The sequence below is a fragment of the Bordetella pseudohinzii genome (assembly GCF_000657795.2).
Lineage (GTDB): Bacteria > Pseudomonadota > Gammaproteobacteria > Burkholderiales > Burkholderiaceae_B > Bordetella > Bordetella pseudohinzii.
In genome coordinates, this window is the sequence record NZ_JHEP02000011.1 from 95,389 (window position 1) to 115,906 (window position 20,518).

16 protein-coding genes and 2 tRNA genes are annotated in these 20,518 nt (G+C 68.8%); 7 read left to right on the top strand and 11 right to left on the bottom strand.

Annotated elements, in window-relative coordinates; all coding sequences use genetic code 11:
- Positions 1-132: 132 nt before the first annotated feature.
- The 4 genes from L540_RS14940 to L540_RS14955 all read left to right on the top strand — a co-directional run bounded on the left by L540_RS14940 (position 133) and on the right by L540_RS14955 (position 1,991).
- A tRNA-Arg gene (locus L540_RS14940) sits at positions 133-209 on the top strand.
- A gap of 200 nt (positions 210-409) precedes the next feature.
- On the top strand, positions 410-709 hold the full coding sequence (locus tag L540_RS14945) for an ArsR/SmtB family transcription factor (protein ID WP_082149649.1): 300 nt from the start codon (positions 410-412) through the stop codon (positions 707-709).
- 41 nt (positions 710-750) lie between these two features.
- Entirely contained in the window at positions 751-1,869 is a 1,119-nt protein-coding gene (locus tag L540_RS14950; RefSeq protein WP_043214362.1) for an alkene reductase, read from the top strand.
- A 45-nt stretch (positions 1,870-1,914) separates the two neighbouring features.
- Positions 1,915-1,991, top strand: a tRNA-Arg gene (locus L540_RS14955).
- Between the two features lie 41 nt (positions 1,992-2,032).
- Here the strand turns inward: L540_RS14955 and L540_RS14960 are convergent.
- The 10 genes from L540_RS14960 to L540_RS22000 are packed head-to-tail and all read right to left on the bottom strand — an operon-like array spanning position 2,033 to position 16,034.
- Positions 2,033-3,697 (bottom strand): AMP-binding protein, encoded by a 1,665-nt coding sequence (locus L540_RS14960; protein WP_043214364.1) that lies wholly within the window; start codon positions 3,695-3,697, stop codon positions 2,033-2,035.
- Positions 3,698-3,704: 7 nt separating this feature from the next.
- A complete protein-coding gene (locus L540_RS14965) occupies positions 3,705-4,247 on the bottom strand; it encodes a chalcone isomerase family protein (protein ID WP_231584822.1) in 543 nt (180 codons plus the stop codon).
- Complete coding sequence (locus L540_RS14970) at positions 4,244-4,816, bottom strand: DUF4442 domain-containing protein (protein WP_043215516.1); 573 nt, start codon at positions 4,814-4,816, stop codon at positions 4,244-4,246. The genes L540_RS14965 and L540_RS14970 overlap by 4 nt, the downstream gene beginning before the upstream one ends.
- Positions 4,817-6,010, bottom strand: a complete 1,194-nt coding sequence (locus tag L540_RS14975; protein WP_043214366.1) for an acetyl-CoA C-acyltransferase — start codon at positions 6,008-6,010, stop codon at positions 4,817-4,819. It lies immediately after the preceding gene.
- Between the two features lie 9 nt (positions 6,011-6,019).
- Entirely contained in the window at positions 6,020-8,404 is a 2,385-nt protein-coding gene (locus L540_RS14980) for a 3-hydroxyacyl-CoA dehydrogenase/enoyl-CoA hydratase family protein (protein WP_043214367.1), read from the bottom strand.
- A gap of 50 nt (positions 8,405-8,454) precedes the next feature.
- Positions 8,455-9,747: an OmpP1/FadL family transporter gene (locus L540_RS14985; protein WP_043214370.1), complete on the bottom strand. Its 1,293-nt coding sequence runs from the start codon at positions 9,745-9,747 to the stop codon at positions 8,455-8,457.
- Positions 9,748-9,767: 20 nt separating this feature from the next.
- The gene (locus L540_RS14990; protein ID WP_043214371.1) at positions 9,768-11,726 is read right to left on the bottom strand and encodes a 3-hydroxyacyl-CoA dehydrogenase NAD-binding domain-containing protein; all 1,959 of its coding nucleotides are present in this window, start codon (positions 11,724-11,726) and stop codon (positions 9,768-9,770) included.
- Positions 11,726-13,015 (bottom strand): acetyl-CoA C-acetyltransferase, encoded by a 1,290-nt coding sequence (locus L540_RS14995; protein ID WP_043214372.1) that lies wholly within the window; start codon positions 13,013-13,015, stop codon positions 11,726-11,728. Before L540_RS14995 ends, L540_RS14990 begins: the two co-directional genes overlap by 1 nt.
- A gap of 10 nt (positions 13,016-13,025) precedes the next feature.
- On the bottom strand, positions 13,026-15,347 hold the full coding sequence (locus tag L540_RS15000) for an acyl-CoA dehydrogenase (protein ID WP_043215518.1): 2,322 nt from the start codon (positions 15,345-15,347) through the stop codon (positions 13,026-13,028).
- Positions 15,348-15,365: 18 nt separating this feature from the next.
- Positions 15,366-16,034 carry a TetR/AcrR family transcriptional regulator gene (locus L540_RS22000; RefSeq protein ID WP_043214374.1) on the bottom strand — a complete coding sequence of 223 codons (669 nt, stop codon included), beginning with the start codon at positions 16,032-16,034 and terminating at the stop codon, positions 15,366-15,368.
- A gap of 409 nt (positions 16,035-16,443) precedes the next feature.
- Here L540_RS22000 and epsC point away from each other — a divergent pair, with 409 nt between their 5' ends.
- The 3 genes from epsC to L540_RS15020 are packed head-to-tail and all read left to right on the top strand — an operon-like array spanning position 16,444 to position 19,484.
- Positions 16,444-17,388 carry a serine O-acetyltransferase EpsC gene (gene epsC / locus L540_RS15010; protein ID WP_043214376.1) on the top strand — a complete coding sequence of 315 codons (945 nt, stop codon included), beginning with the start codon at positions 16,444-16,446 and terminating at the stop codon, positions 17,386-17,388.
- 48 nt (positions 17,389-17,436) lie between these two features.
- Positions 17,437-18,648: an MFS transporter gene (locus tag L540_RS15015; protein WP_043214377.1), complete on the top strand. Its 1,212-nt coding sequence runs from the start codon at positions 17,437-17,439 to the stop codon at positions 18,646-18,648.
- A 17-nt stretch (positions 18,649-18,665) separates the two neighbouring features.
- Positions 18,666-19,484 carry an NAD-dependent protein deacetylase gene (locus L540_RS15020; RefSeq protein WP_043214379.1) on the top strand — a complete coding sequence of 273 codons (819 nt, stop codon included), beginning with the start codon at positions 18,666-18,668 and terminating at the stop codon, positions 19,482-19,484.
- A gap of 1 nt (position 19,485) precedes the next feature.
- Here the strand turns inward: L540_RS15020 and L540_RS15025 are convergent, their stop codons facing one another.
- The gene (locus L540_RS15025; protein WP_043214382.1) at positions 19,486-20,355 is read right to left on the bottom strand and encodes an inositol monophosphatase family protein; all 870 of its coding nucleotides are present in this window, start codon (positions 20,353-20,355) and stop codon (positions 19,486-19,488) included.
- Positions 20,356-20,518: the final 163 nt, after the last annotated feature.

Below are 20,518 nucleotides of genomic sequence, written 5' to 3' on the forward strand. Positions count from 1 at the left end.
CGTCATCGGACAGTCAATCAGAAAATAACAAGTCTCATTTATATTCATCGCCCCGGCGCGCGAGGCGGGCAAAAAGCGGGCAAACGGCAGGCGATTGGACAACCATGAAAAACACGCTATAATCTTTCTTCTGCGCCCGTAGCTCAGTTGGATAGAGTACTTGGCTACGAACCAAGGGGTCGTGGGTTCGAATCCTGCCGGGCGCGCCATATCAAAAAGCCTGCAAGCGATGCTTGCAGGCTTTTTTCTTTTTCCGCTTCGCCTAGGCGGCGTCCGCCGCGGCGTGGGCAGGATTCTGATGCGCAATACCCGCAACAATATCCCCACCCATATCCCTACGCATATATCGATATATCTGTATATTTAGATTTTTCGATATATGATGGAAGCCTCAATCCGAGAGAGTCGAATGAGCATCAACACCGAAGACATCCTCAAGGCGCTGGCCCATCCGGCGCGACGGAATATCCTGGCCTGGCTGAAAGAGCCCGAGCGGCATTTCGCCGGGCAGGAGCATCCCCTGGATATCGGCGTGTGCGCGGGCCAGTTCGAGCGCTGCGGATTGTCGCAGTCCACCGTGTCCACCCATCTGGGCATCCTGCAGCGCGCCGGGCTCGTACAGACCCGCCGCATGGGGCAGTGGGTGTTCTATCAGCGCAACGAGGCCACGATCGCCGAGTTCCTGAAGACCTTGCAGACCGAGTTGTAAACCGCCTGTTTCCTTCGCCCGTATTTTTTCGAGAGGCATTCATGTCCAAGTTGTTCCAGCCCATCACCGTCGGTGATCTGCAATTGGCCAATCGCATCGTGATGGCGCCGCTGACGCGCAATCGTTCGCCCAATGCCGTACCCCAGCCCATCACGGCGACCTATTATGCGCAGCGCGCCAGCGCCGGCCTGCTGATCACCGAGGCCACGCCGGTGTCGCATCAGGGCCAGGGCTATGCCGATGTGCCCGGCTTGTATGCGCCCGAGCAACTGGCGGGCTGGCGCCGCGTGACCGATGCGGTGCACGCCAAGGGCGGCAAGATCGTCGTGCAGATGTGGCATGTCGGCCGGATCTCGCACACCACCCTGCAGCCCGGCGGCCAGGCGCCGGTGGCGCCTTCGGCGATCCAGGCCAAGGCCAAGACCTATCTCGTCAATCCCGATGGCAGCGGCGCTTTCGCCGAGACCTCGGCGCCGCGCGCGCTCGACGCCGCCGAGATCCCGGGCATCGTCGATGACTTCCGCCGCGCCGCCCGCGCGGCCGTGGGCGAGGCCGGCTTCGATGGCGTGGAGCTGCACGCGGCCAACGGCTATCTGATCGACCAGTTCCTGCGCTCGGGCTCCAATCATCGCGATGACGCCTATGGCGGCAGCATCGAGAATCGCGCCCGCTTCCTGTTCGAGGTGCTTGACGCCGTGGTGGCCGAGATCGGCGGCGGCCGCGTCGGCATCCGTCTCTCGCCGGTGACGCCGGCCAATGACAGCAGCGACGACCGTCCCCAGGAGCTGTTCGACTACGTGGCCGCCCGCCTGGCCGGCTATGGCCTGGCTTATGTCCATATCATCGAGGGCGCCACGGGCGGCGCGAGGGATTTCTCGCAAGGCCCGCAGCCGTTTGATTATGCGCGGTTCAAGGCCGCCTACCGCAATGCCGGCGGCCGGGGCGCCTGGATGCTCAACAATGGCTACGACGGCAAGCTGGCAGAGGCCGCTGTCGAAAGCGGGGCGGCCGACCTGATCGCCTTTGGCAGGCTGTTCATCGCCAATCCGGACCTGGTCGAGCGCCTGCGCAATCATTCGCCCCTCAATACGCCGGACCAGAAGACTTTTTATGGCGGCGGCGAGCACGGCTATATCGATTATCCGGCCCTGACGGCCTGAGCCGCTGGACAAGCGCTGAAAAGGCGATATAATCTCGCCTCTTTAGCGCCCGTAGCTCAGTTGGATAGAGTACTTGGCTACGAACCAAGGGGTCGTGGGTTCGAATCCTGCCGGGCGCGCCAGATTGTCGGAAAAGCCCGCAAGCCATGCTTGCGGGCTTTTTTCATTGCGCCCCGCCTTCGTCGCGCAAGGTGCGTCTGAGGATTTTGCCCACATTGCTGCGCGGCAGTTCCTTGCGGAACACCACATGGCGCGGCACTTTGTAGCCCGTCAGGTAGCGGCGGCAATGGTCGATCACGGCCTGTTCCGTAAGCGCCGGGTCGTCGGCGATCACGAACAGGCGTACCGATTCGCCGGAGTGTTTGTCGGGCCAGCCCACGGCGGCGGCTTCGCGCACGCCGGAGCAGGTCGTGGCCACGTCTTCGACCTCGCTGGGATAGACGTTGAATCCCGAGACCAGGATCATGTCCTTCTTGCGGTCGACCAGGTAGAGATAGCCTTCGGGGTTGAGATAGCCCACGTCGCCGGTGCGCAGAAAACCGTCCGGATAGAAGACCAGGGCGGTTTCCTCGGGCTGCTGCCAATAGCCGCGCATCACTTGCGGGCCGCGCACGCAGATTTCGCCGGTCTGCCCCAAGTCCACCTCGCGCCCCTGGTCATCGCGGATGGAGATATCGGTGGAGGGCACGGGCAGGCCCACCGAGCCGTTGAAATCCTGCCGGTCCAGCGGGTTGAGCGCCACGGCCGGCGAGGCTTCGGTCAGGCCATAGGCCTGCGCCAGCGGCTTGCCCGTCAGGGCGCGCCAGCGGTCGGCCACGACCTTCTGCACCGCCATGCCGCCGCCCAGGGTGAGCCGCAGCGCGTGGAAGTCCAGCGCCTGAAAGCCTTTGTCGCCGAGCAGCGCGCAAAAGAGAGTGTTCACGCCCGTGAAGCACGTAAAGGGATGGCGGCGCAGCTCGCGCACCATGGCCGGTATATTGCGCGGATCGAGGATGAGCACATTGCGCGCGCCCAGTTTGAGAAAGGTCAGGCAGTTGGCCGTCAGCGCGAAGATGTGATAGAGCGGCAGGGCGGTTATCACGCACTCTTGGCCGTCGACCGTCAGCGGGCGGACCCAGGCATGGGCCTGGTTGAGATTGGCCACCATATTGCCATGGCTTAGCATGGCCGCCTTGGCCACCCCCGTGGTGCCGCCGGTGTATTGCAGAAAGGCCAGGTCGTTCTCGGCGACGGCGGGGCGGGTATAGGGCTGTTCGCCGCCTTGCCGCAGGGCCTCGCGCCACCGGATATGGCCGGACAGCGCCCAGGCCGGCACGCCTTTCTTGAGGTGGCGGACCACGAAGTTGACCAGGCGCGCCTTGACCGGACGCAGCATGTCGCCCACCGCCGTCACGACGATATGCCGGACCTGGGTGTCGGGCAGCACGGCCTGCAGCGTGGCGGCGAAGTTCTCGGCGATGACGATGGCGCGCGCGCCGGAGTCGGCCAGCTGGTGGCGCAGTTCGCGCGCGGTGTAGAGCGGGTTGCAGTTCACGACCACGCATCCGGCCCGCAAGATGCCGAACACCGCCACCGGGTACTGCAGCAGGTTGGGCATCATCACGGCCACGCGGTCGCCGGGCCCCAGGCCCCGCGCCTGCAGCCAGGCGGCGAAGTGGCGCGACAGGCGGTCGAGATCGCCGTAGCTGATGGCCGCGCCCAGGCTGAGGTAGGCCGTTTTGTCGGCAAAGCGCGCAACGGCTTCTTCCAGCACGTCAAGCAGCGAACCGTTGGCCTGGATCTCGGGGGGAACACCTTCGGGATAGTTGCGCAGCCAGAGTCTTTCCATGGGTTTCCTAGCGCAGGCCGAGCAGGGCCTGTTTGAGCGAAGTTTGCGTCGGGTTGTCGCCCAGCCATACGCGCATGAGCGCCGCCGGCAGCCGCGGATCGTCGATGCGGCCTTTGTTCTGGCGGTTGTACAGGATGGCGACCGCGCCGGCGTCGATTTCCAGATCTATGGTGTCGCCTTCATGCAGGCGATCCGTGGTCTTGAGCAATTGCGACAGGCGCTCGATGGCCGGCGTGAGCGCCCGGACGTCGTCGGCGCTGTGGTTGGCCTTGAGCTCGTCGTGCATGGCCTCTTCCAGCGTCGCGCTGTCGACGTCGCGCAGCATCTGCAGATGCAAGCGGCGCGCGCCGGGGCCTTCGATCAGGCGGCGCGCGTCTTGGCTGGGTTCGAGCGCATAGAGCGCGGCCACATAGATCCTGAAGACGAACTTGGTGCGCACCCCCGCGCCCACCAGCTTGAGGGTCCGGGGGCCTTGGGTGACCTCGGAGGCGATGGCCACGCCGTCTATGGTCTGGTCGGCGCGCGCCGGCGCCGCGCAAACGAGGATCAAGGCGGCGAGCCCTCCTCGGGCGAGGGGGGGCAGGCAGGAGAGTCGGTAGCGGCAGACCATGGCGCGGCTCCTGAAGTCTTCTGGCGGTAGAAGGCTTTGTCTGCGAGATAGACCGTGCGTTCGACCACGGCGTAGACCACGCCGGCGGCGTCCTTGAGCTCGACCGTGTAGACGCGCGTGGTTTCGTGCTGGCTATCGAGCAGGGTGCGTATCTGCGCGATTTCTTCGCGAGGCAGATGGAACTGAGCATACAGCGTTTCGTAGGCGGGGCGGCGAAACCGGATGCTGGCCGCCTTGTCCCAGACGATGACTTCCCGGCCCAGGGCGAGCATGAGCATCGTCGGATGCGCCCCGTCGGTGACGGCGAACAGCGAGCCGCCGTAAATGGATCCCATGAGATTGCGCGTGCGCCGGTTCAGGGGCAGGCGCACGCGCAGGTTGCGGTAGTCGCTGGACACCTCGGTCACCCGTCCGCCCGTGGCGCGAAAGGCCGGGTGCAGGTTGAACCCCAGGCGCAGGGCGGCGGGCCGCCAGGCGGCCGGCAGATAGCGCAGCCATTCCAGCTTCACTTAGAGCGCCTCGAAGATGCCGGCCGCGCCCATGCCGGTGCCGATGCACATTGTCACCATGCCGTAGCGGGCCCCGCTGCGGCGCAGCCCATGCACGAGCGTGGCGGTGCGCAGCGCGCCGGTCGCGCCCAGGGGGTGGCCCAGGGCGATGGCCCCGCCCAGCGGGTTGACGCGGGCCGGGTCGAAGCCCAGATCGCGGATCACCGCCAGCGACTGCGCGGCAAAGGCCTCGTTCAATTCGATCCAGCCGATGTCCGGCAGCGCGATGCCGGCGCGCGCCAGGGCCTTGGGCACGGCGGCGATGGGGCCGATGCCCATGATCTCGGGCGGCACGCCGGCCACCGAGAAGCTCACGAAGCGCGCCAGGGGCTGCAACTGGAACTGTTTGAGCATGCGCTCGGAGACCAGGATGACCGCGCCGGCGCCATCCGACATCTGCGAACTGTTGCCGGCCGTGACGCTGCCACCCGCGGCGAAGACGGGCTTGAGGCGGGCCAGCGCGTCGAGGGAGGTGTCCGGACGCGGGCCTTCGTCGGTGTCGGCCAGTCGTTCGGTCACGCGCACCGCGCCGCTGCGGCCGTCGGGCAGGTGCTTGACGATGGTGTAGGGCGTGATCTCGGCGCGGAAGTGGCCGGCCGCGATGGCCGCGCAGGCTTTTTGGTGCGAGGCCAGCGCGAAGGCGTCCTGGTCGGCGCGCGAGACCTTCCAGCGCTGGGCCACCTGCTCGCCGGTCAGGCCCATGCCATAGGCCATGCCCAGGGTTGCTTCGCGGGCGAAGATGGCCGGATTGAGGGCGACCTTGTTGCCCATGATCTGCGGCATGGCGCTCATGGACTCGGTGCCCGCGCCTATCATGACATCGGCTTCGCCATTGCGGATGCGGGCGGCGGCATCGGCCACGGCCTGCAGGCCCGAGGCGCAGAAACGGTTGACGGTCACGCCGGCCACCGATTGCGGCAGCCCGGCCAGCAGCAGCGACATGCGGGCGACGTTCATGCCCTGTTCGGCCTCGGGCATGGCGCAGCCCGCGATGACATCCTCGATCAGGGCGGGATCCAGCGAGGGGACCTGGGCCAGCGCGCCTTGCAAGGCGGCGGCCAGCATATCGTCGGGGCGGGTGGTGGCGTACATGCCGTTGCGCTTGCCCACGGGCAGGCGGGTGGCGGCAACGATATAGGCGTCGGTGTGGCTCATGCGGTTTCCTCAGTTGCGCAGCGGCTTGCCGGTGTCCAGGGTGTGGCGGATGCGGGCCTGGGTCTCGGGCGTGCGCAACAGCGCCACGAACTCGCGCCGCTCCACAGCGAGCATCCACTCCTCGTCGACCACGGTGCCGGCCTCGACTTCGCCGCCGCACAGAGCCACGGCGGCGCTGCGCGCCACGCGGTAGTCATGCGCGCTGATCATGCCGCCGGCGCGCATATTGACCAGCGCCATCTCGAAGTTGGCGATGCCCGTGCGGCCGGCCACGGGGATGGCCGCGCGTGGCCGGCGCGGCACATGGCCGGCGTCGGCCGCGGCGCGCGCCACGCGCAGCGCGATCCACAGCAGCTCGTCGGGATGGAAGGCGATGATGTCCTGGGCCTGGGCATAGGCCATGGAGACCGCCTGCGGCGCGCTCTTGCTGACCTGGGCGGTGGCGATGTTCTGGAACACCGGCTGCAGATAGGGGAAGACCTCATTGGGCGTGGCCGTGGCCCGCGCCAGGTCGGCGGCCCGGCCGGCCAGGAAGGCGCTGCCGCCGCCGGCCGGGATCAGGCCCACGCCGGCCTCCACCAGGCCGATATAGCTCTCCAGCGCCAGCACGCGGTGGCTGGCGCGCATGAGGAATTCGCAGCCGCCGCCCAGGGCCATGCCCTGCACGGCCGCCACCACGGGGATGCGGGCTTCCTGCAGGCAGAGCGAGGTGCGCTGGAACTTCTCGACCATGGCCTCCAGCATGTCGAACTGCCCGGCCTGGCAGGCCTGGTAGACCTGTTCGAGATTGGCGCCCACGGCAAAGGGGGCTTCATGCCAGAAGACCAGGCCATCGAAGTCGCGTTCGGCGCGCGCCACGGCTTCTTGTATGCCCTGCAGCACTTCGCTGCCCAGCGTGTGCATCTTGGAGGTCAGCGACAGGATGGCCAGGCCGCTGTCCTGCCCGGGCAGCCGCCACAGGCGCACGCCTGCGTTTTCCCAGACCGTGTCGCCGCGCGGCGCGGGCGCTTCGCCCACCAGGCGCTCGGCGACCAGCTGGCGCTGATAGACGGGCAGGCTGGAGCGCGGCCGCAGCGTCTGCGCGCGGGCGGACCAGGAGCCGGCCTCGCTGTGCACGCCGTCGCGCGCCGCGACCCAGTCGGGCAGGGGAGCGGCGCTCATGGCGCGCCCGGCGGCGATATCCTCGGCGATGGCCTGGGCCAGCGCCTGCCAGCCGGCCGCCTGCCAGGTCTCGAAGGGGCCTTGCGCCCAGCCGAAGCCCCAGCGCATGGCCAGGTCCAGGTCGCGCGCATTGTCGGCCACGTCGGCCAGGTGCACGGCGCTGTAATGGAAGGTGTCGCGCAGCAGGCTCCAGACGAACTGGGCTTGCGGCTCCTGGCTGGCGCGCAGCGCGGCCAGGCGCTTGGCCGGATCGCGCTCTTTGAGGATGGCCTCCACGGCCGGCGTGATCTTGCCTGCCGAGGGACGGTACTGCCCGGTGGCCGGATCGAGCACCAGGATGTCCTTGCCGGCTTTCTTGTACACGCCGGCGCCGCTTTTCTGCCCCAGCGCGCCCTGGTCGATCAGGGCCTGCAGCCAGGCGGGCACGGCGAAATAGCCATGCCAGGGATCTTGCGGCAGCTGGTCGCGCATGGTGCCCACGACATGGGCCAGGGTGTCCAGGCCCACCACGTCGGCGGTGCGGTAAGTGGCGCTCTTGGGGCGGCCCAGGCGCGGGCCGGTCAGCGCGTCCACCTCGTCAAAGCCCAGTCCCAGGCGCTGTGTGTGATGCAGCGCGGCCAGGATGGCGAATACGCCGATGCGGTTGGCCACGAAGTTGGGCGTGTCCAGCGCGCGGATCACGCCCTTGCCCAGGCGCGAGGTCAGCCAGGTTTCGAGATGGTTCAGCACCTCGGGCCGGGTGTGGGCCGTGGCGATGATTTCCACCAGACGCATATAGCGCGGCGGGTTGAAGAAGTGCACGCCGCAAAAGCGCGGGCGCAGGGCTTCGGGCAGGGCGTCGGCCAGCGTGTTGATGGACAGGCCCGAGGTATTGGAGGCGAGGATGGCGTCGGGCGCCACATGCGGCGCGATGCGGTGATAGAGCGCGGTTTTCCAGTCCAGCCGTTCGGCGATGGCTTCGATGACGAGATCGCACTGCTTCAGGCGGGCCAGGTCATCGTCATAGTTGGCCGGCGCGATCAGGGCGAGCCGGTCGGGGCTTGCCAGGGGCGCCGGCTCCAGCTTGCGCAGCCCGGCCAGCGCCCGTTCGGCCACGCCGTTGCGCGGCCCTTCCTTGGCGGTCAGGTCGAATAGCGTGACCGGAATGCCGGCGTTGGCCAGGTGCGCCGCGATCTGCGCGCCCATGACGCCGGCCCCGAGGACGGCGGCATGCTTGACGGTGAACGTACTCACGAAAACCTCCTGTCGTTGCGCCGGGCGGGCCCGCCGCCCGGCTCCTGGGGTCAGAAGCGGGTCGAGACCTGCAGGCCGATGATATTGCCCTTGCTGGTGTAGTCGCCCGCGACCCGGCCCTTGGTCAGCGGATTGCCGGACGTGGAGTCAATGCTGGAATCGCGCACATAGAGATAGGTATAGCCCAGATCGATGGTCGTGTCCTTGCTGACCAGGTACTGGACCCCGGTCGAGAACCACCAGCGGTCATTGTCGGGCAGCGAGGCCGGGCGGTCGCTGGCCTTGTAGACCGGCGATTGGTCGAAGGCCACGCCGAACTTCCACCTCCATTGTTCGGCGAATTTATAGGTCGCCCCCAGGGCCACGCGCCAGCTGTCGCGGAAATTGAGCGGTAGCTCGTCGGTGCCCGCGCCGTCGTTCTGGATCCGCAGCTGGGGGATGCTGCTCCAGCCGGTCCAGGATATATCGCCCAGCAGCTGCCATTTTTCGTTCAGCTGGTGGCTGACGCTCAGCAGCAGGGTGTCGGGCAGGTCCACCTTGGCCTTGGCGTCGTAGGAGGCGCTGCGCATGCCCAGCGGCGTGCGGATGTTGTCGACGTCGGTCGTGCCGGTGGCGGTCTGACGGATCTTGGAGCGATAGGACAGGCCGATGCGGGTGGCTTCGGTCGGCTGCAGCATCATGCCGATATTCCAGCCCCAGGCGTCGCCGTCCATGTTGAGCGTGGCATCGCCCGTGGTGACCAGCGGCCCGACCGGCACCACGGTCTTTTTCTTGTACTCGGCGTCGATGCGCTGCCAGTTCAGGCCCGCGCCCAGCGAGAACATCTCGTTGACCTTGTAGGCGACCGTGGGATTGATGTTGATGGTCTTGATGTCGAATTTATTGGAGTGGTATTGGCCTTTCCAACCGTCGTCGTATTCGGTCATCAGGCCGAAGGGCGCGCCCACGCCCAGGCCCAGATACCATTTGTCGGTCACCTGCCACGACAGATAGAAGTTGGGCACATAGCCCCAGCTGCCCGCGTCCCCGCCATTGCCGCCGGTGGGGATGCCGCCGCCCAGGGCCCTGGGATTGCGGCTGTCGCCGTTGTCCTTGAACTTGAAGGACGGCCGGATGGCGTTGATGCCCGCGCTGACCGATACGCCGGGCAGATAGGTGAGGCCGGCGGGGTTGTAGTACATGATGCTGGCGTTTTCCGGATTGGCGCCCGAACCGGCGTAGGCGTTGCCCAGGCCGCTGGCGTTCTGTTCGAGCAATTGGAAGCCGGCGGCGTGGGCTTGCGCCGCGCCCAGGCCGGCCAGGGCGGCGACCAGGGTCTTCAAGGCGAGGAGGCGTCGAGTCATGGTGGATAGTCTCCGGGTGTTTATTTTGGGGGCTGCGGGGGATCGGCGGGCCGGTCGCTGCCGCCGGCCAGGGATAGGCGGTAATGCAAGGGGCCGCCGGTAAAGGGTGCGAAACCGGTGCCGAAGATCACGCCGGCATCGGCGAGGTCGGCGTCGGCCACGATGTCGGTGTCGACCAGGGCCTGGGTGCGGTCGATGAGGGGCGTGATCAGCCGTTGCGCCAGGCCCGGGGGCGCGCGGCCGGCGCTGCCGCGTTCCGGCCTGTCATCCTGCCAGCGGTAGAAGCCGCGGCCCGTCTTGCGTCCGAGTTCGCCGCGCGCCACGCGCTGGGCCAGGCAAGCGGGCGGCTCCGCCTGGCCGGCCAATTGGCGGCCCGCCGCCAGGGCGATGTCCAGCCCCACCGTGTCGGCCAGTTCCAGCGGGCCCATGGGCATGCCGAAGGCCGTCATCGCCGCATCGACGGTGTCGGGCGCCAGCCCTTCGTCCACGCAGCGCATGGCTTCGAGCATATACGGGGCCAGCACCGCATTGACCAGAAAGCCCGGCGCATCGCGCACCGGCAGGGGCAGCTTGCCCAACTGCCCCACGAAGGCGCAGGCGCGCGCCTGCGCGGCCTCGCTGCCCGGCGCGGCGATCACCTCGACCAGCGGCATCTTGGCCACCGGATTGAAGAAATGCATGCCCACCAGACGCAGCGGGTCGGCCAGGCCTTCGCGCAGCGTGGCCAGCGACAGGCTGGAGGTGTTGGTGGCCAGCAGGGCCCCCGGCTTGAGGCGCGGTTCGATCTGGCGGTAGAGGGCCTGCTTGGCCTCGACCTGTTCGGTGATGGCCTCGATGACCAGGTCGGCGCGCGCCACGCCGGCGCCCTGGGGATCGGGGATCAGGCGGTCGAAGGCCGCGCGGGCGGCGCGCCGGTCTTTCAGGCGCCGCCCGAAGAGGGCGCCAGCGCGCTTGAGCGCCGGCGCGATGCGTTCCATCGTGGTGTCCTGCAGGGTCACGTCCAGGCCCTTGTAGGCGCACCAGGCGGCGATGTCGCCGCCCATGACGCCGGCGCCGATCACATGCACATGGCCGATCCCCGACTCGCCCCGGGCATGGGCCTTCAGGCGCTCCTGCAGGCGGAAGACGCGCAGCAGGTTGCGCGCGGTGGGCGACTGGATGATGCGCGCCAGCAGATGCGGCGCCAGCAGCGCGTTGCCCTGATGGCGCTCCCAGATGTCGATGATGGCCAGCGGCGCGGGGTAATGCCCCTGCGGGTCCTTGCGCGCGACGGTCTTGCGCGCCCGCGCGGCAATGATGCCGCGCAGCGGCCAAAGATTGCTCAGGGCGGCTAGGCCGCGCGCGCGGCGCGGCGGCCGGCCCGACAAGACGGTCTGGCGGGCCGCCTGGCGCAGCAGCCGGGTGGGCACGCGGGCATCGGCCAGGCCGAGCGCGGCGGCCCGCCGGGCGTCGATGCGCCGGCCGGTGAGCATCATGTCCAGCGCCGCCGGCGCACCGATCAAGGCGGGCAGGCGCAGCATGCCGCCCCAGCCCGGGAAGATGCCCAGCATGACTTCGGGCAGCGCGAGCGCCGTGCCGGGCTCGTCGGCCACCAGCCGGTAGCGGCAGGCCAGCGCGAGCTCCAGGCCGCCGCCCAGGCACATGCCGTGGATCAGGGCCAGGGTGGGATAGCGCACATCGGCCAGCCGGCCGAACAGCCGCCAGCCGCGCTCGACCAGGGCGCGCGCATCCTCGGGGGTGTCCAGGCCGGCGAACTCATCGATGTCGGCGCCCACCACGAAGCCGCCGGGCTTGGCCGAGCGAATGATCAAGCCCTTGGGCGGGGCGGCGTCGAGATGATCGAGCACCTGGGACAGTTCGGCCATGACCTCGGCCGACAAGGCGTTGACGCTGGCGCCGGCGCGGTCCAGGACCAGCCAGGCCAGACCGTCGGTCTCGGTCTCCAGGCGCCAGTGTTGCCATTGCGGGGTGGCGTTCATCATGCCTCCTCCAGGGTTTCGACCAGCATGGCGCCGCCTTGGCCGCCGCCGATGCAGATGGCGGCCATGCCGCGTTTGCCTCCGCGCGCGCGCAGGGCTTGCAAGAGGTGCAGCACGATGCGCGCTCCCGAGGCGCCGACGGGATGGCCGATGGCGATGGCGCCGCCGTCGACGTTCAGGCGCTCGGGGTCCAGCGCGCCCCAGGCCGGCGTGCCGAGGTGCTCGCGGCAATAGGCCTCGTCCTGCCAGGCGGCCAGGCAGGCAAGCACCTGGGCGGCGAAGGCTTCGTTGATCTCCCACAGGTCCAGGTCGTTAAGCGCCAGGCCGTGGCGCTGCAGGATGGGCGTGGCCGCATGGACCGGCCCCAGGCCCATCTGAGCAGGATCCAGGCCGGCCCACTGGCTGTCGAGAATGCGCCCGATGGGCCGCAGCTTCCAGCGCCGCACCGCGGCCTCGGAGGCCAGCAGCAATAGCGCCGCGCCGTCGCTGACCTGGGAGCTATTGCCCGCGGTCACATTGCCGAATGGTTTGTCGAACACCGGCTTGAGGCGGGCCAGCTTTTCCATGCTGGAGTCCGCGCGCACGCCGTCGTCGGCCAGGTAGAGCTTGCCCTGGCGGTCGGCCAGGGGCTGGATTTCCGCCAGCCGGCCCGCCTCCTGCGCCGCCAGCACCCGCTGGTGGCTGCGCGCCGAATAGGCGTCCATCATGGCGCGGTCGATGCCGAAGCGGGTGGCGAGATTTTCGGCCGTCTGGCCCATGGACAGGCCGACAACCGGATCGGTCAGCCCTTTGAGCAGACCGATCACCGGCGCCAGATAGCGCGGGCGCAGCTTGCCGATGAGCGCCAGGCGCGCGCCCAGGCCGCGGGCCGCGAACCACTGCGCGAGCCAGCCTGCCATTTCGTCGGAAAACAGCAGCGGCGCGCGCGACAGCGCGTCGGTGCCGCCGGCCAGCACCAGCTGGCTGCGCCCGAGCTGGATGTTGGCGATGGCGCTGTCCAGGGCCTGCATGCCCGAGGCGCAGTTGCGCTGCACCGTCCAGCCCGGCACGCGGTGGCCGCAGCCCAGGCGCAGGCCGATGACGCGCCCGATATTGACCTCTTCGGGCGACGGCGCGGCGCAGCCGATGATGACTTCGTCAAGATCGGGCGGGGCGAAAGGCTGGCGCAGCAGCAGCGCGCGTCCGGCCTGCACGGCCAGGTCCGAGGCCGCGAAGGGCCCGGGCCCGGTGCGGGCCTTCAGGAAGGGCGAGCGGGCGCCGTCGACGACATAAACCGGTTCGAAAGCCATGGCGAATTCCTCAGGCGGGGGGCGTGCGGCCCAGGTCGAAAGGGAAGTCGTCGACTTTCACGACCTGGTCGCGCAGGGCATTGCGCTTTTGCATGATGGCATAGTCCTCCTGGCCCAGCGCGCCGGCCTCGAAGGCCGCCGTGGCGATGTCGCGCACATTGGCCTTGGGATTGGCGCCCAGCGTGCCGCTCTTCTCCAGCTGGCGCACGCGCGTCTCGATGGCCTCGGCCTGCAGCGTGGCGGCCAGCGCCGCCTCGATGGCGGCCACGGGCTCGCGGGTGTCGGCCGGAATGAAGCAATTGGCGGTGAGCCGGTCGCGCGCGCCGCCGGGCGCGATCAGCAGCCGGGCCACTTGCTGCCCCAGCCGGTCGGACGGACGCTTCCAGGGCCGGCCCCAGGGGAAGGCGGCCAGGCGCACGCCGGCCGCCGCCCAGCGATTGGGCAGGTTCTCCAGCACGCCGAAGAAGGCTTCCTGCGCGCGCCAGAGCGCGTCCTGGACGGCCCAGTGCGCCAGCGGCAGATCCTCGGCCTGGCGTCCCTGGTCTTCGAAGCGCTTGAGCACGGCGCTGGCCAGATACATCTGGGCCAGGATGTCGCCCAGCCGGGCCGACAGGCTTTCGCGCCGCTTCAGGCTGCCGCCCAGCGCCAGCATGCAGCTGTCGCAGAGCAGGGCAAAGGCGGCCGACAGACGGCCGAGCTGGCGGTAGTAGGGCCGCATGGCCGCATCGGCCTGCGCGGGGGCGCGGTTCAGACGGCCCGCGGTCAGCGCGCTGCCCAGGGCGCGCAGCGTGTTGGCCGCCACAAAGCGCGCATGGGCCCAGAAGGCCTGGTCGAAGGCCAGCAGGCCCTCGTCGGTCTTGGGGTTTTGCGCGGCGCGCATTTCGTCGAGCACATGCGGATGGCAGCGGATGGCGCCCTGGCCGAAGATGATGAGGCTGCGGGTCAGGATGTTGGCGCCTTCGACGGTGATGCCGATGGGCAGTTGCTGGTAGGCGCGTCCCAGGAAATTGGACGGGCCCAGGCAGATGCCCTTGCCGCCGATGATGTCCATGCCGTCGTTGACGACCTGGCGCGCGCGCTCGGTGACGTGGTATTTGACGATGGCCGAGACCACCGAGGGGCGCTCGCCCAGGTCGATGGCGCCGGCGGTCATGACGCGCGCCGCATCCATGGCGTAGGTATGGCCGCCGATGCGCGCCAGCGCTTCTTCCACGCCCTCGAATTTGCCCACCGGCACGTGGAACTGGCTGCGCACGCGCGCATAGCCGCCCACCGCGCGGGCGGTAAGCTGCGACATGCCCGTGTTGGAGGAGGGCAGCGAGATGGAGCGGCCCGCCGCCAGGCATTCCATGAGCATGCGCCAGCCCTGGCCCGCCATGCCGGCGCCGCCGATGATGAAGTCCAGGGGCATGAAGACGTCCTGGCCGCGTGTCGGGCCGTTCATGAACATGGCGTTGAGCGGGAAGTGCCGGCGTCCTGTCTGCACGCCCGGATGATCGTGCGGCACCAGGGCGCAGGTGATGCCGATGTCGCGCGTCGGACCCAACAGGCCCTCGGGGTCATAGAGCCGGAAGGCCAGGCCCAGCAGGGTGCAGACCGGCGCCAGCGTGATGTAGCGCTTGTCCCAGGTCACGCGCATGCCCAGGACTTCGCGGCCCTGCCACTGGCCGCGGCAGACGACGCCGTGGTCGGGGATGGCCGCCGCGTCCGAGCCCGCCCACGGGCTGGTGAGCGCGAAAGCCGGGATCTCCTCGCCGCGCGCCAGGCGCGGCAGGTAATGGTCTTTCTGGGCCTGGGTGCCATAGTGCAGCAGCAGCTCGGCCGGCCCCAGCGAGTTGGGTACCATGACCGAGACGGCCAGCGCCGACGAGCGGGTCGACAGCCGCGTGACGATCTCGGAGTGCGCGTAGGCCGAGAACCCCAGGCCGCCATAGGCCTTGGGGATGATCATGCCGAAAAAGCCCTCGCGCTTGAGCGCGGCCCAGACCTCGGCGGGCAGGTCGCCCTCCTGCTCGGTCACGCGCCAGTCGTCCACCATGGCGCAGAGCCGGGCGGCGGGGCCGTCCAGAAAGGCCTGTTCTTCCTCGGTCAGGCCGGGCCGGGGGATGGCCAGCAGCCGCTGCCAGTCGGGGCGGCCACGGAACAGTTCGCCCTCCCACCACACCGTGCCCGCCTCCAGGGCATCGCGCTCGGTGTCGGACATCTGGGGCAGCAGCCTGCGGTAGAGGTTGAACACGGGCCGGGTCAGCAGCGCGCGGCGCAGGGGCGCGATCGCCAGCAGCAGCACGGCGGCGGCCGCCGCCGCGGCCAACAGTATCAAGACAATGTTCAGGATGCTCATGACGAGACCTCAGGCGGTGGCCATGGTGGCCGGCAGCGGCGCGCGCAGGCCGCCGAGCAGAAAGCTCATCAGGCGCGGCAGCAGCAGTTCGGGATTGTCGGGCTGATCGCGTTCGTCCAGCGTCCAGCCGGTCACGATGCGCAGGGTGTCCGTGCCGATGATGGCGTAGGAGGTCGCGCCCAGCATGAATTGAAAGCGCCACATGATTTCGGCGCGCGGCACATCGGGCAGGGCGTCGAACAAGGCGTTCTTGTAGCGCTCGATGACATCCGCGTACTCGTCGGCGAACAAGGTGCGTATGAAGCCGGCCGGGTCGGTCATGGTGCGTTCGAGCAGCGGCAGAAACGTCTTGCCGTCGTGGTCGGGGCTGGCGGCCAGCCGCAGCAGGGTGCCGAAGAAGGCGTCGACGATCTGCGAGGGTTTCAGGGGTTTGCCGCCAGCCTGGGCCTGCAGCGCGTCCAGCAGGCGCAGGCGCTCTCGGTTGACGATTTCCAGCCGACGCTTGAGCACCGCCTGCACCAGGGCCTCCTTGCTGCCGAAGTGGTAGTTCACGGCGGCCAGGTTGACGCCGGCGGCGCTGGTGATCTGGCGCATGGACGTGCCGTCGTAGCCCTGCTGGGCGAACAGGCGTTCGGCGCTTTCCAGGATGATGTCCCGGGTGCTGCGGGTGTCTTGCATGGCGCCTCCTGATTCAAACGTTTGTTTGAATTCAATATACGGACTTGCGCCCGGGAGGGCGAGCCCTTGCCGCGGGGATCAGGGTTTGTCCCGAAAGCGCTGGAAATGCCTGTGCTGCGCCGCGCCATCGGGCCGGCCGCGGGCCTGCAAGCGCCGTGCCGGCCGGCGACCGGCCCAGGGCAAGTCTTGCGCGCGGCGGTTATGCTGCGATGCAGTGTTGCAAGGGCGTCACAGGCCCGAGGGGTCAAAACCCCGCCGCCATGTCAGCCGCCCCGCGGCGGCCGGCAGTCAGCGGTTACAGTGACCCCTGTTATCTGAAAATGACATAGAGGCGCCTGCGCCGGCATGCGTCCATTCTGAGGTTAAGCATGGTTTTTTCTCGAATCGAACCGCACCGGGGAGCCCGGTCATGAGCAAGGATCTGGCGCAAGCGCACTGGAATCTGGATGGCATCGTCTCGGGGCTGAGGGCGGCGCGGGTGGCCTGGCGCGGTCCGCGCGGGCGTTTGCGCGACGCCAGTTCGGGCGGCCGCGAGTTCCCCTCCCAGGAAAGCCTGCAGGACATCATCAAGCAGCTCTGCGGGGCCTTGTTCCCCATGCGCCTGGGGCCTCTGGACCTGCGCGAAGAAGTCGAGGATTTCTACGTCGGGCACACCATAGGCGCGGCGCTCGATGCGCTGCTGCAGCAGGTCTGCCTGGAGCTGGAGCACCTGGGGCGCGACGATCCGCGTCCCCACGACGAGACCCTGGAGCGCGCCGTCGAGATCGTGCGCGCCTTCGGCGCGGCCTTGCCCGCGGTGCGCCAGGCGCTGGACCTGGACGTCACGGCCGCCTACCAGGGCGACCCGGCCGCGCGCAGCGTCGATGAAGTGCTGCTGTGCTATCCGGGCGTGACGGCGATGATCCATCATCGCCTGGCCAATGTGCTTTATCGCCTGGGCGCGCCCATGCTGGCGCGCATCGTGGCCGAGATCGCGCATGCCGACACCGGCATCGACATCCATCCGGGCGCCACCATCGGCCGCAGCTTCTTCATCGACCACGGCACGGGCGTGGTGATCGGCGAGACCGCCATCATCGGCGACCGGGTGCGTCTCTACCAGATGGTGACGCTGGGCGCCAAGCGCTTTCCGCCCGGCGAGAACGGCGAGCTCAAGAAGGGCCTGCCGCGCCACCCCATCATCGAGGACGACGTGGTCATCTACGCCGGCGCGACCATTCTCGGCCGCATCACCATCGGCAAAGGCTCGACCATAGGCGGCAACGTCTGGCTCACGCGCAGCGTCCCGCCCAACAGCAACGTGACCCAGGCCAGCCTGGTCAACGACATGCCTAACTGCGGCCTGGGCGGCTGACGGCAAACATGCGGCGCCGGACGCGGTCCGGCCATCCTGGAGACATCGATGTCCGCGGTATCGCAGTCCGGCGCCCGTTCGCCGTCCATCTGGCCCGTGGTGATCGCCGCGGGCATCGTGCTGGGCCTGACGCTGGGGCAGCGCCACAGCGTCGGCCTCTATCAATTGCCCATCGTCCTATCCTTTGGGCTGACGCGCGAGACCTTTTCTTTCGCCATTGCCTTGCAGAACATCGTCTGGGGCCTGGCGCAGCCGTTCTCCGGCTATCTGGCCGACCGCTTCGGCACGGCGCGCGTGATCCTGGGCGGCGCCGCGTTCTACGTGGCGGGGCTGTTGCTGACCACCTTGTCCGATGGGCGCCTGAGCCTGGCGCTGTCGGCCGGCGTGCTGGTCGGCCTGGGCCTGGCCGGCACCGCCTGGACGGTCAACGGCGCGGTCGGGCGCAAGGTGCCGGCCGCGCGCCGCTCCGCGGCCCTGGGCGCGGTTTCGGCCATGGGGGCGCTCGGGCAATTCATCATGCTGCCCCTGGGCATGTATTTGATCGGCGCTTTCGGCTGGCAGGGCGCCCTGGTGACCTGCGCCGTGCTGCTGGCGCTGATGGCGCCGCTGGCCTATGCGCTGCGCGAGGCGCCGCGCGCCGCTCCGGTCGAAACGCAGGTCTCGGCCGGCATCGGCGCCAGCCTGCGCAATCGCGATCTCTGGCTGCTGTGGGTCGGCTTCATGGCCTGCGGTTTTCACCTGGCCTTCATCGCCACGCACCTGCCCGCCTATCTCTCGGATCACGGCATAGGCGGCAATACAGCCGCGCTGGCGCTGGGCCTGGTGGGGCTGTTCAACATCGCGGGCACTTTCTTCTTCGGCTGGATGGGCGAGCGGCGCCCCAAGAAATACGTGCTGGCCAGCCTCTACCTGATACGCACCGCCGTCATCACGGCCTACTTCCTGGTGCCGGTCAGCGTCGCCTCGACCCTGGTGTTCGCCGGCGCGATGGGCTTTTTGTGGCTGGGCACGGCGCCGGTGACCACCGGGCTGGTGGCGCAGCTCTTCGGCCTGAAGTCGCTGTCCACCCTGTTCGGCGTGGTGTTCCTGGGCCATCAGGTCGGGAGTTTCCTGGGCGTGTGGCTGGGCGGCGTGCTGTTCGAGGTGACCGGCGCCTATGACGCGGTCTGGCTGCTGTCCATCGCCATCGGCCTGATCTCGGCCGCCGTGCACCTGCCGGTGCGCGAACCCCGGCGCGCGCCGGCCGCGGCGGCGGCTTGATGACAGGAGAGGCGCGCATGGATGTCGTATCGGGCCAGATCGATGCCTTGCGGGCTTTCATCGACTGCCATCGGCGGCTCTTCGTGCTGACCGGCGCGGGCTGCAGCACGCCTTCCGGCATTCCGGACTATCGCGACGGCGAGGGCCAATGGAAGCGCAAGCCGCCCATTGATTTCCAGACCTTCATGGGCGCCGAGCTGGCCCGCGCGCGCTACTGGGCGCGCGGCATGATAGGCTGGCGCCGCTTCGGCCAGCTGCGGCCCAACGCGGCGCATCTGGCGCTGGCGCGGCTGGAGAACGAAGGCCGCATCGAACTGCTGGTCACGCAGAATGTGGACGGCCTGCATGAGGCGGCCGGCAGCCGCGCGGTCATCGACCTGCATGGCCGCCTGGATGAAGTGGTGTGCACGCGCTGCGACTGGCGCGGGCCGCGCAAGGCCTGGCAGGACCAGCTCGAAGCCATGAATCCCGCCTGGGTCTTCCTGGATGCCGATGACGCGCCCGACGGCGATGCCGACCTGGAGGGCGTGGACTTCAGCCTGTTCGCGGTGCCTGCCTGTCCGCGCTGCGGCGGCATCGTCAAGCCCGACGTGGTGTTCTTCGGCGAACTGGTGCCCAGCGCGCGCACCGAACGCGCCTATGCGGGCCTGGCGCGCGCCGACGCGGTGCTGGTCGTGGGCTCATCCCTGATGGTGCACTCGGGCTTTCGTTATGTGCAGGCCGCCGCCCGCGAGGGCAAGCCCGTGGCCGCCATCAATCTGGGCCGCACCCGGGCCGACGACCTGCTGGTGCTCAAGATCAGCCAGCCCTGCGACCAGGTGCTGGCCGCGCTCTAGCTCAGGCCGCCGCGCCCGGATGGTCCAGCAGGGGCTCGTCGCTGCCGAACAGCAGGCGATGCGCGGCATGCCAGCTGCCCGCGTCCGGCGCATAGAGCAGGCCGCCGCTGCGGTGGGTGGGTTTGTAGGGGCTGCCGTCGAAATGGGCCGAATAACCGCCCGCCTCGCGATGCAGCAGCCAGCCGGCTGCATGGTCCCAGGGCATGAGCTTGTTGTAGAACAGCAGGTGCACATGGCCCGCGGCGGCCATGCGGTATTCGTGCGCGGCGCAGCGCAGATAGGCCATGCTGGCCAGTTGCGCCAGATTGCCATTGACCTTGTGGCGCAGCGGTTCGGGCAGCGAGCCGGTGGCGATGAAGCCGTCCATGTCCTCGGGCGGCACGGGCTGGGCGACCCGCATGACTTCCTGGCTGCCGTTTTCGTGCTCGAACCAGGCGCCTTCGCCGCGCAAGGCCATGGCGGCGTCGCGGTTGATCGGGTCATAGATGATGCCGGCCATCACGTCGCCCTTGTGGCAGGCCGCGACCATCATGCCGAACAGCGGCAGGCCGGCGACATAGTTGCGCGTGCCGTCGATGGGGTCGATGAGAAAGGCCAGGTCGGCGTCGACCAGCATGTTCAGCAGCGCGGGGTTGCGCGTGGTGGCTTCTTCGCCGATGAGCACCGCGCCGGGGAAGAGCTTGGCCAGGCGCGCGCTGATCATCCGTTCCGCGCCCTCGTCGGCGTCGGTGACGAGATCCCGCGGCGAACTCTTGCCGCGCACGGCCTGCAGGGGCAGGTTGCGAAAGCGCGGCAGGATCTCCACTTGGGCGGCCTCGGCCAGGATGGCCATGATGCGACGCAGGTCGTCGCGGGTCAGCGTGCGGCTCATAACGTTAGGGACGGCTCCATGAGGCCCAACAATCTAGCATGTCTGCCGCGCGCCGGGACGAAAAACAGCCGGATGCTCCATCCTCCGGACGCTGCCCGCCGGCGAGCGGCGGCCGGACGAAAAAAAACCGGCGCCCCGCGGGGCGCCGGCCATGTCGGCGGGC

What these genes read in the sequence shown, in the direction of transcription:
- L540_RS14945 (WP_082149649.1), top strand. Translation starts at nt 410, where the DNA reads ATGAGCATCAACACCGAAGACATCCTCAAGGCGCTGGCCCATCCGGCG.
- L540_RS14950 (WP_043214362.1), top strand. Translation starts at nt 751, where the DNA reads ATGTCCAAGTTGTTCCAGCCCATCACCGTCGGTGATCTGCAATTGGCC.
- L540_RS14960 (WP_043214364.1), bottom strand. Translation starts at nt 3,697, where the DNA reads ATGGAAAGACTCTGGCTGCGCAACTATCCCGAAGGTGTTCCCCCCGAG.
- L540_RS14975 (WP_043214366.1), bottom strand. Translation starts at nt 6,010, where the DNA reads ATGAGCCACACCGACGCCTATATCGTTGCCGCCACCCGCCTGCCCGTG.
- L540_RS14985 (WP_043214370.1), bottom strand. Translation starts at nt 9,747, where the DNA reads ATGACTCGACGCCTCCTCGCCTTGAAGACCCTGGTCGCCGCCCTGGCC.
- L540_RS14990 (WP_043214371.1), bottom strand. Translation starts at nt 11,726, where the DNA reads ATGAACGCCACCCCGCAATGGCAACACTGGCGCCTGGAGACCGAGACC.
- L540_RS14995 (WP_043214372.1), bottom strand. Translation starts at nt 13,015, where the DNA reads ATGGCTTTCGAACCGGTTTATGTCGTCGACGGCGCCCGCTCGCCCTTC.
- L540_RS22000 (WP_043214374.1), bottom strand. Translation starts at nt 16,034, where the DNA reads ATGCAAGACACCCGCAGCACCCGGGACATCATCCTGGAAAGCGCCGAA.
- epsC (WP_043214376.1), top strand. Translation starts at nt 16,444, where the DNA reads ATGAGCAAGGATCTGGCGCAAGCGCACTGGAATCTGGATGGCATCGTC.
- L540_RS15015 (WP_043214377.1), top strand. Translation starts at nt 17,437, where the DNA reads ATGTCCGCGGTATCGCAGTCCGGCGCCCGTTCGCCGTCCATCTGGCCC.
- L540_RS15020 (WP_043214379.1), top strand. Translation starts at nt 18,666, where the DNA reads ATGGATGTCGTATCGGGCCAGATCGATGCCTTGCGGGCTTTCATCGAC.
- L540_RS15025 (WP_043214382.1), bottom strand. Translation starts at nt 20,355, where the DNA reads ATGAGCCGCACGCTGACCCGCGACGACCTGCGTCGCATCATGGCCATC.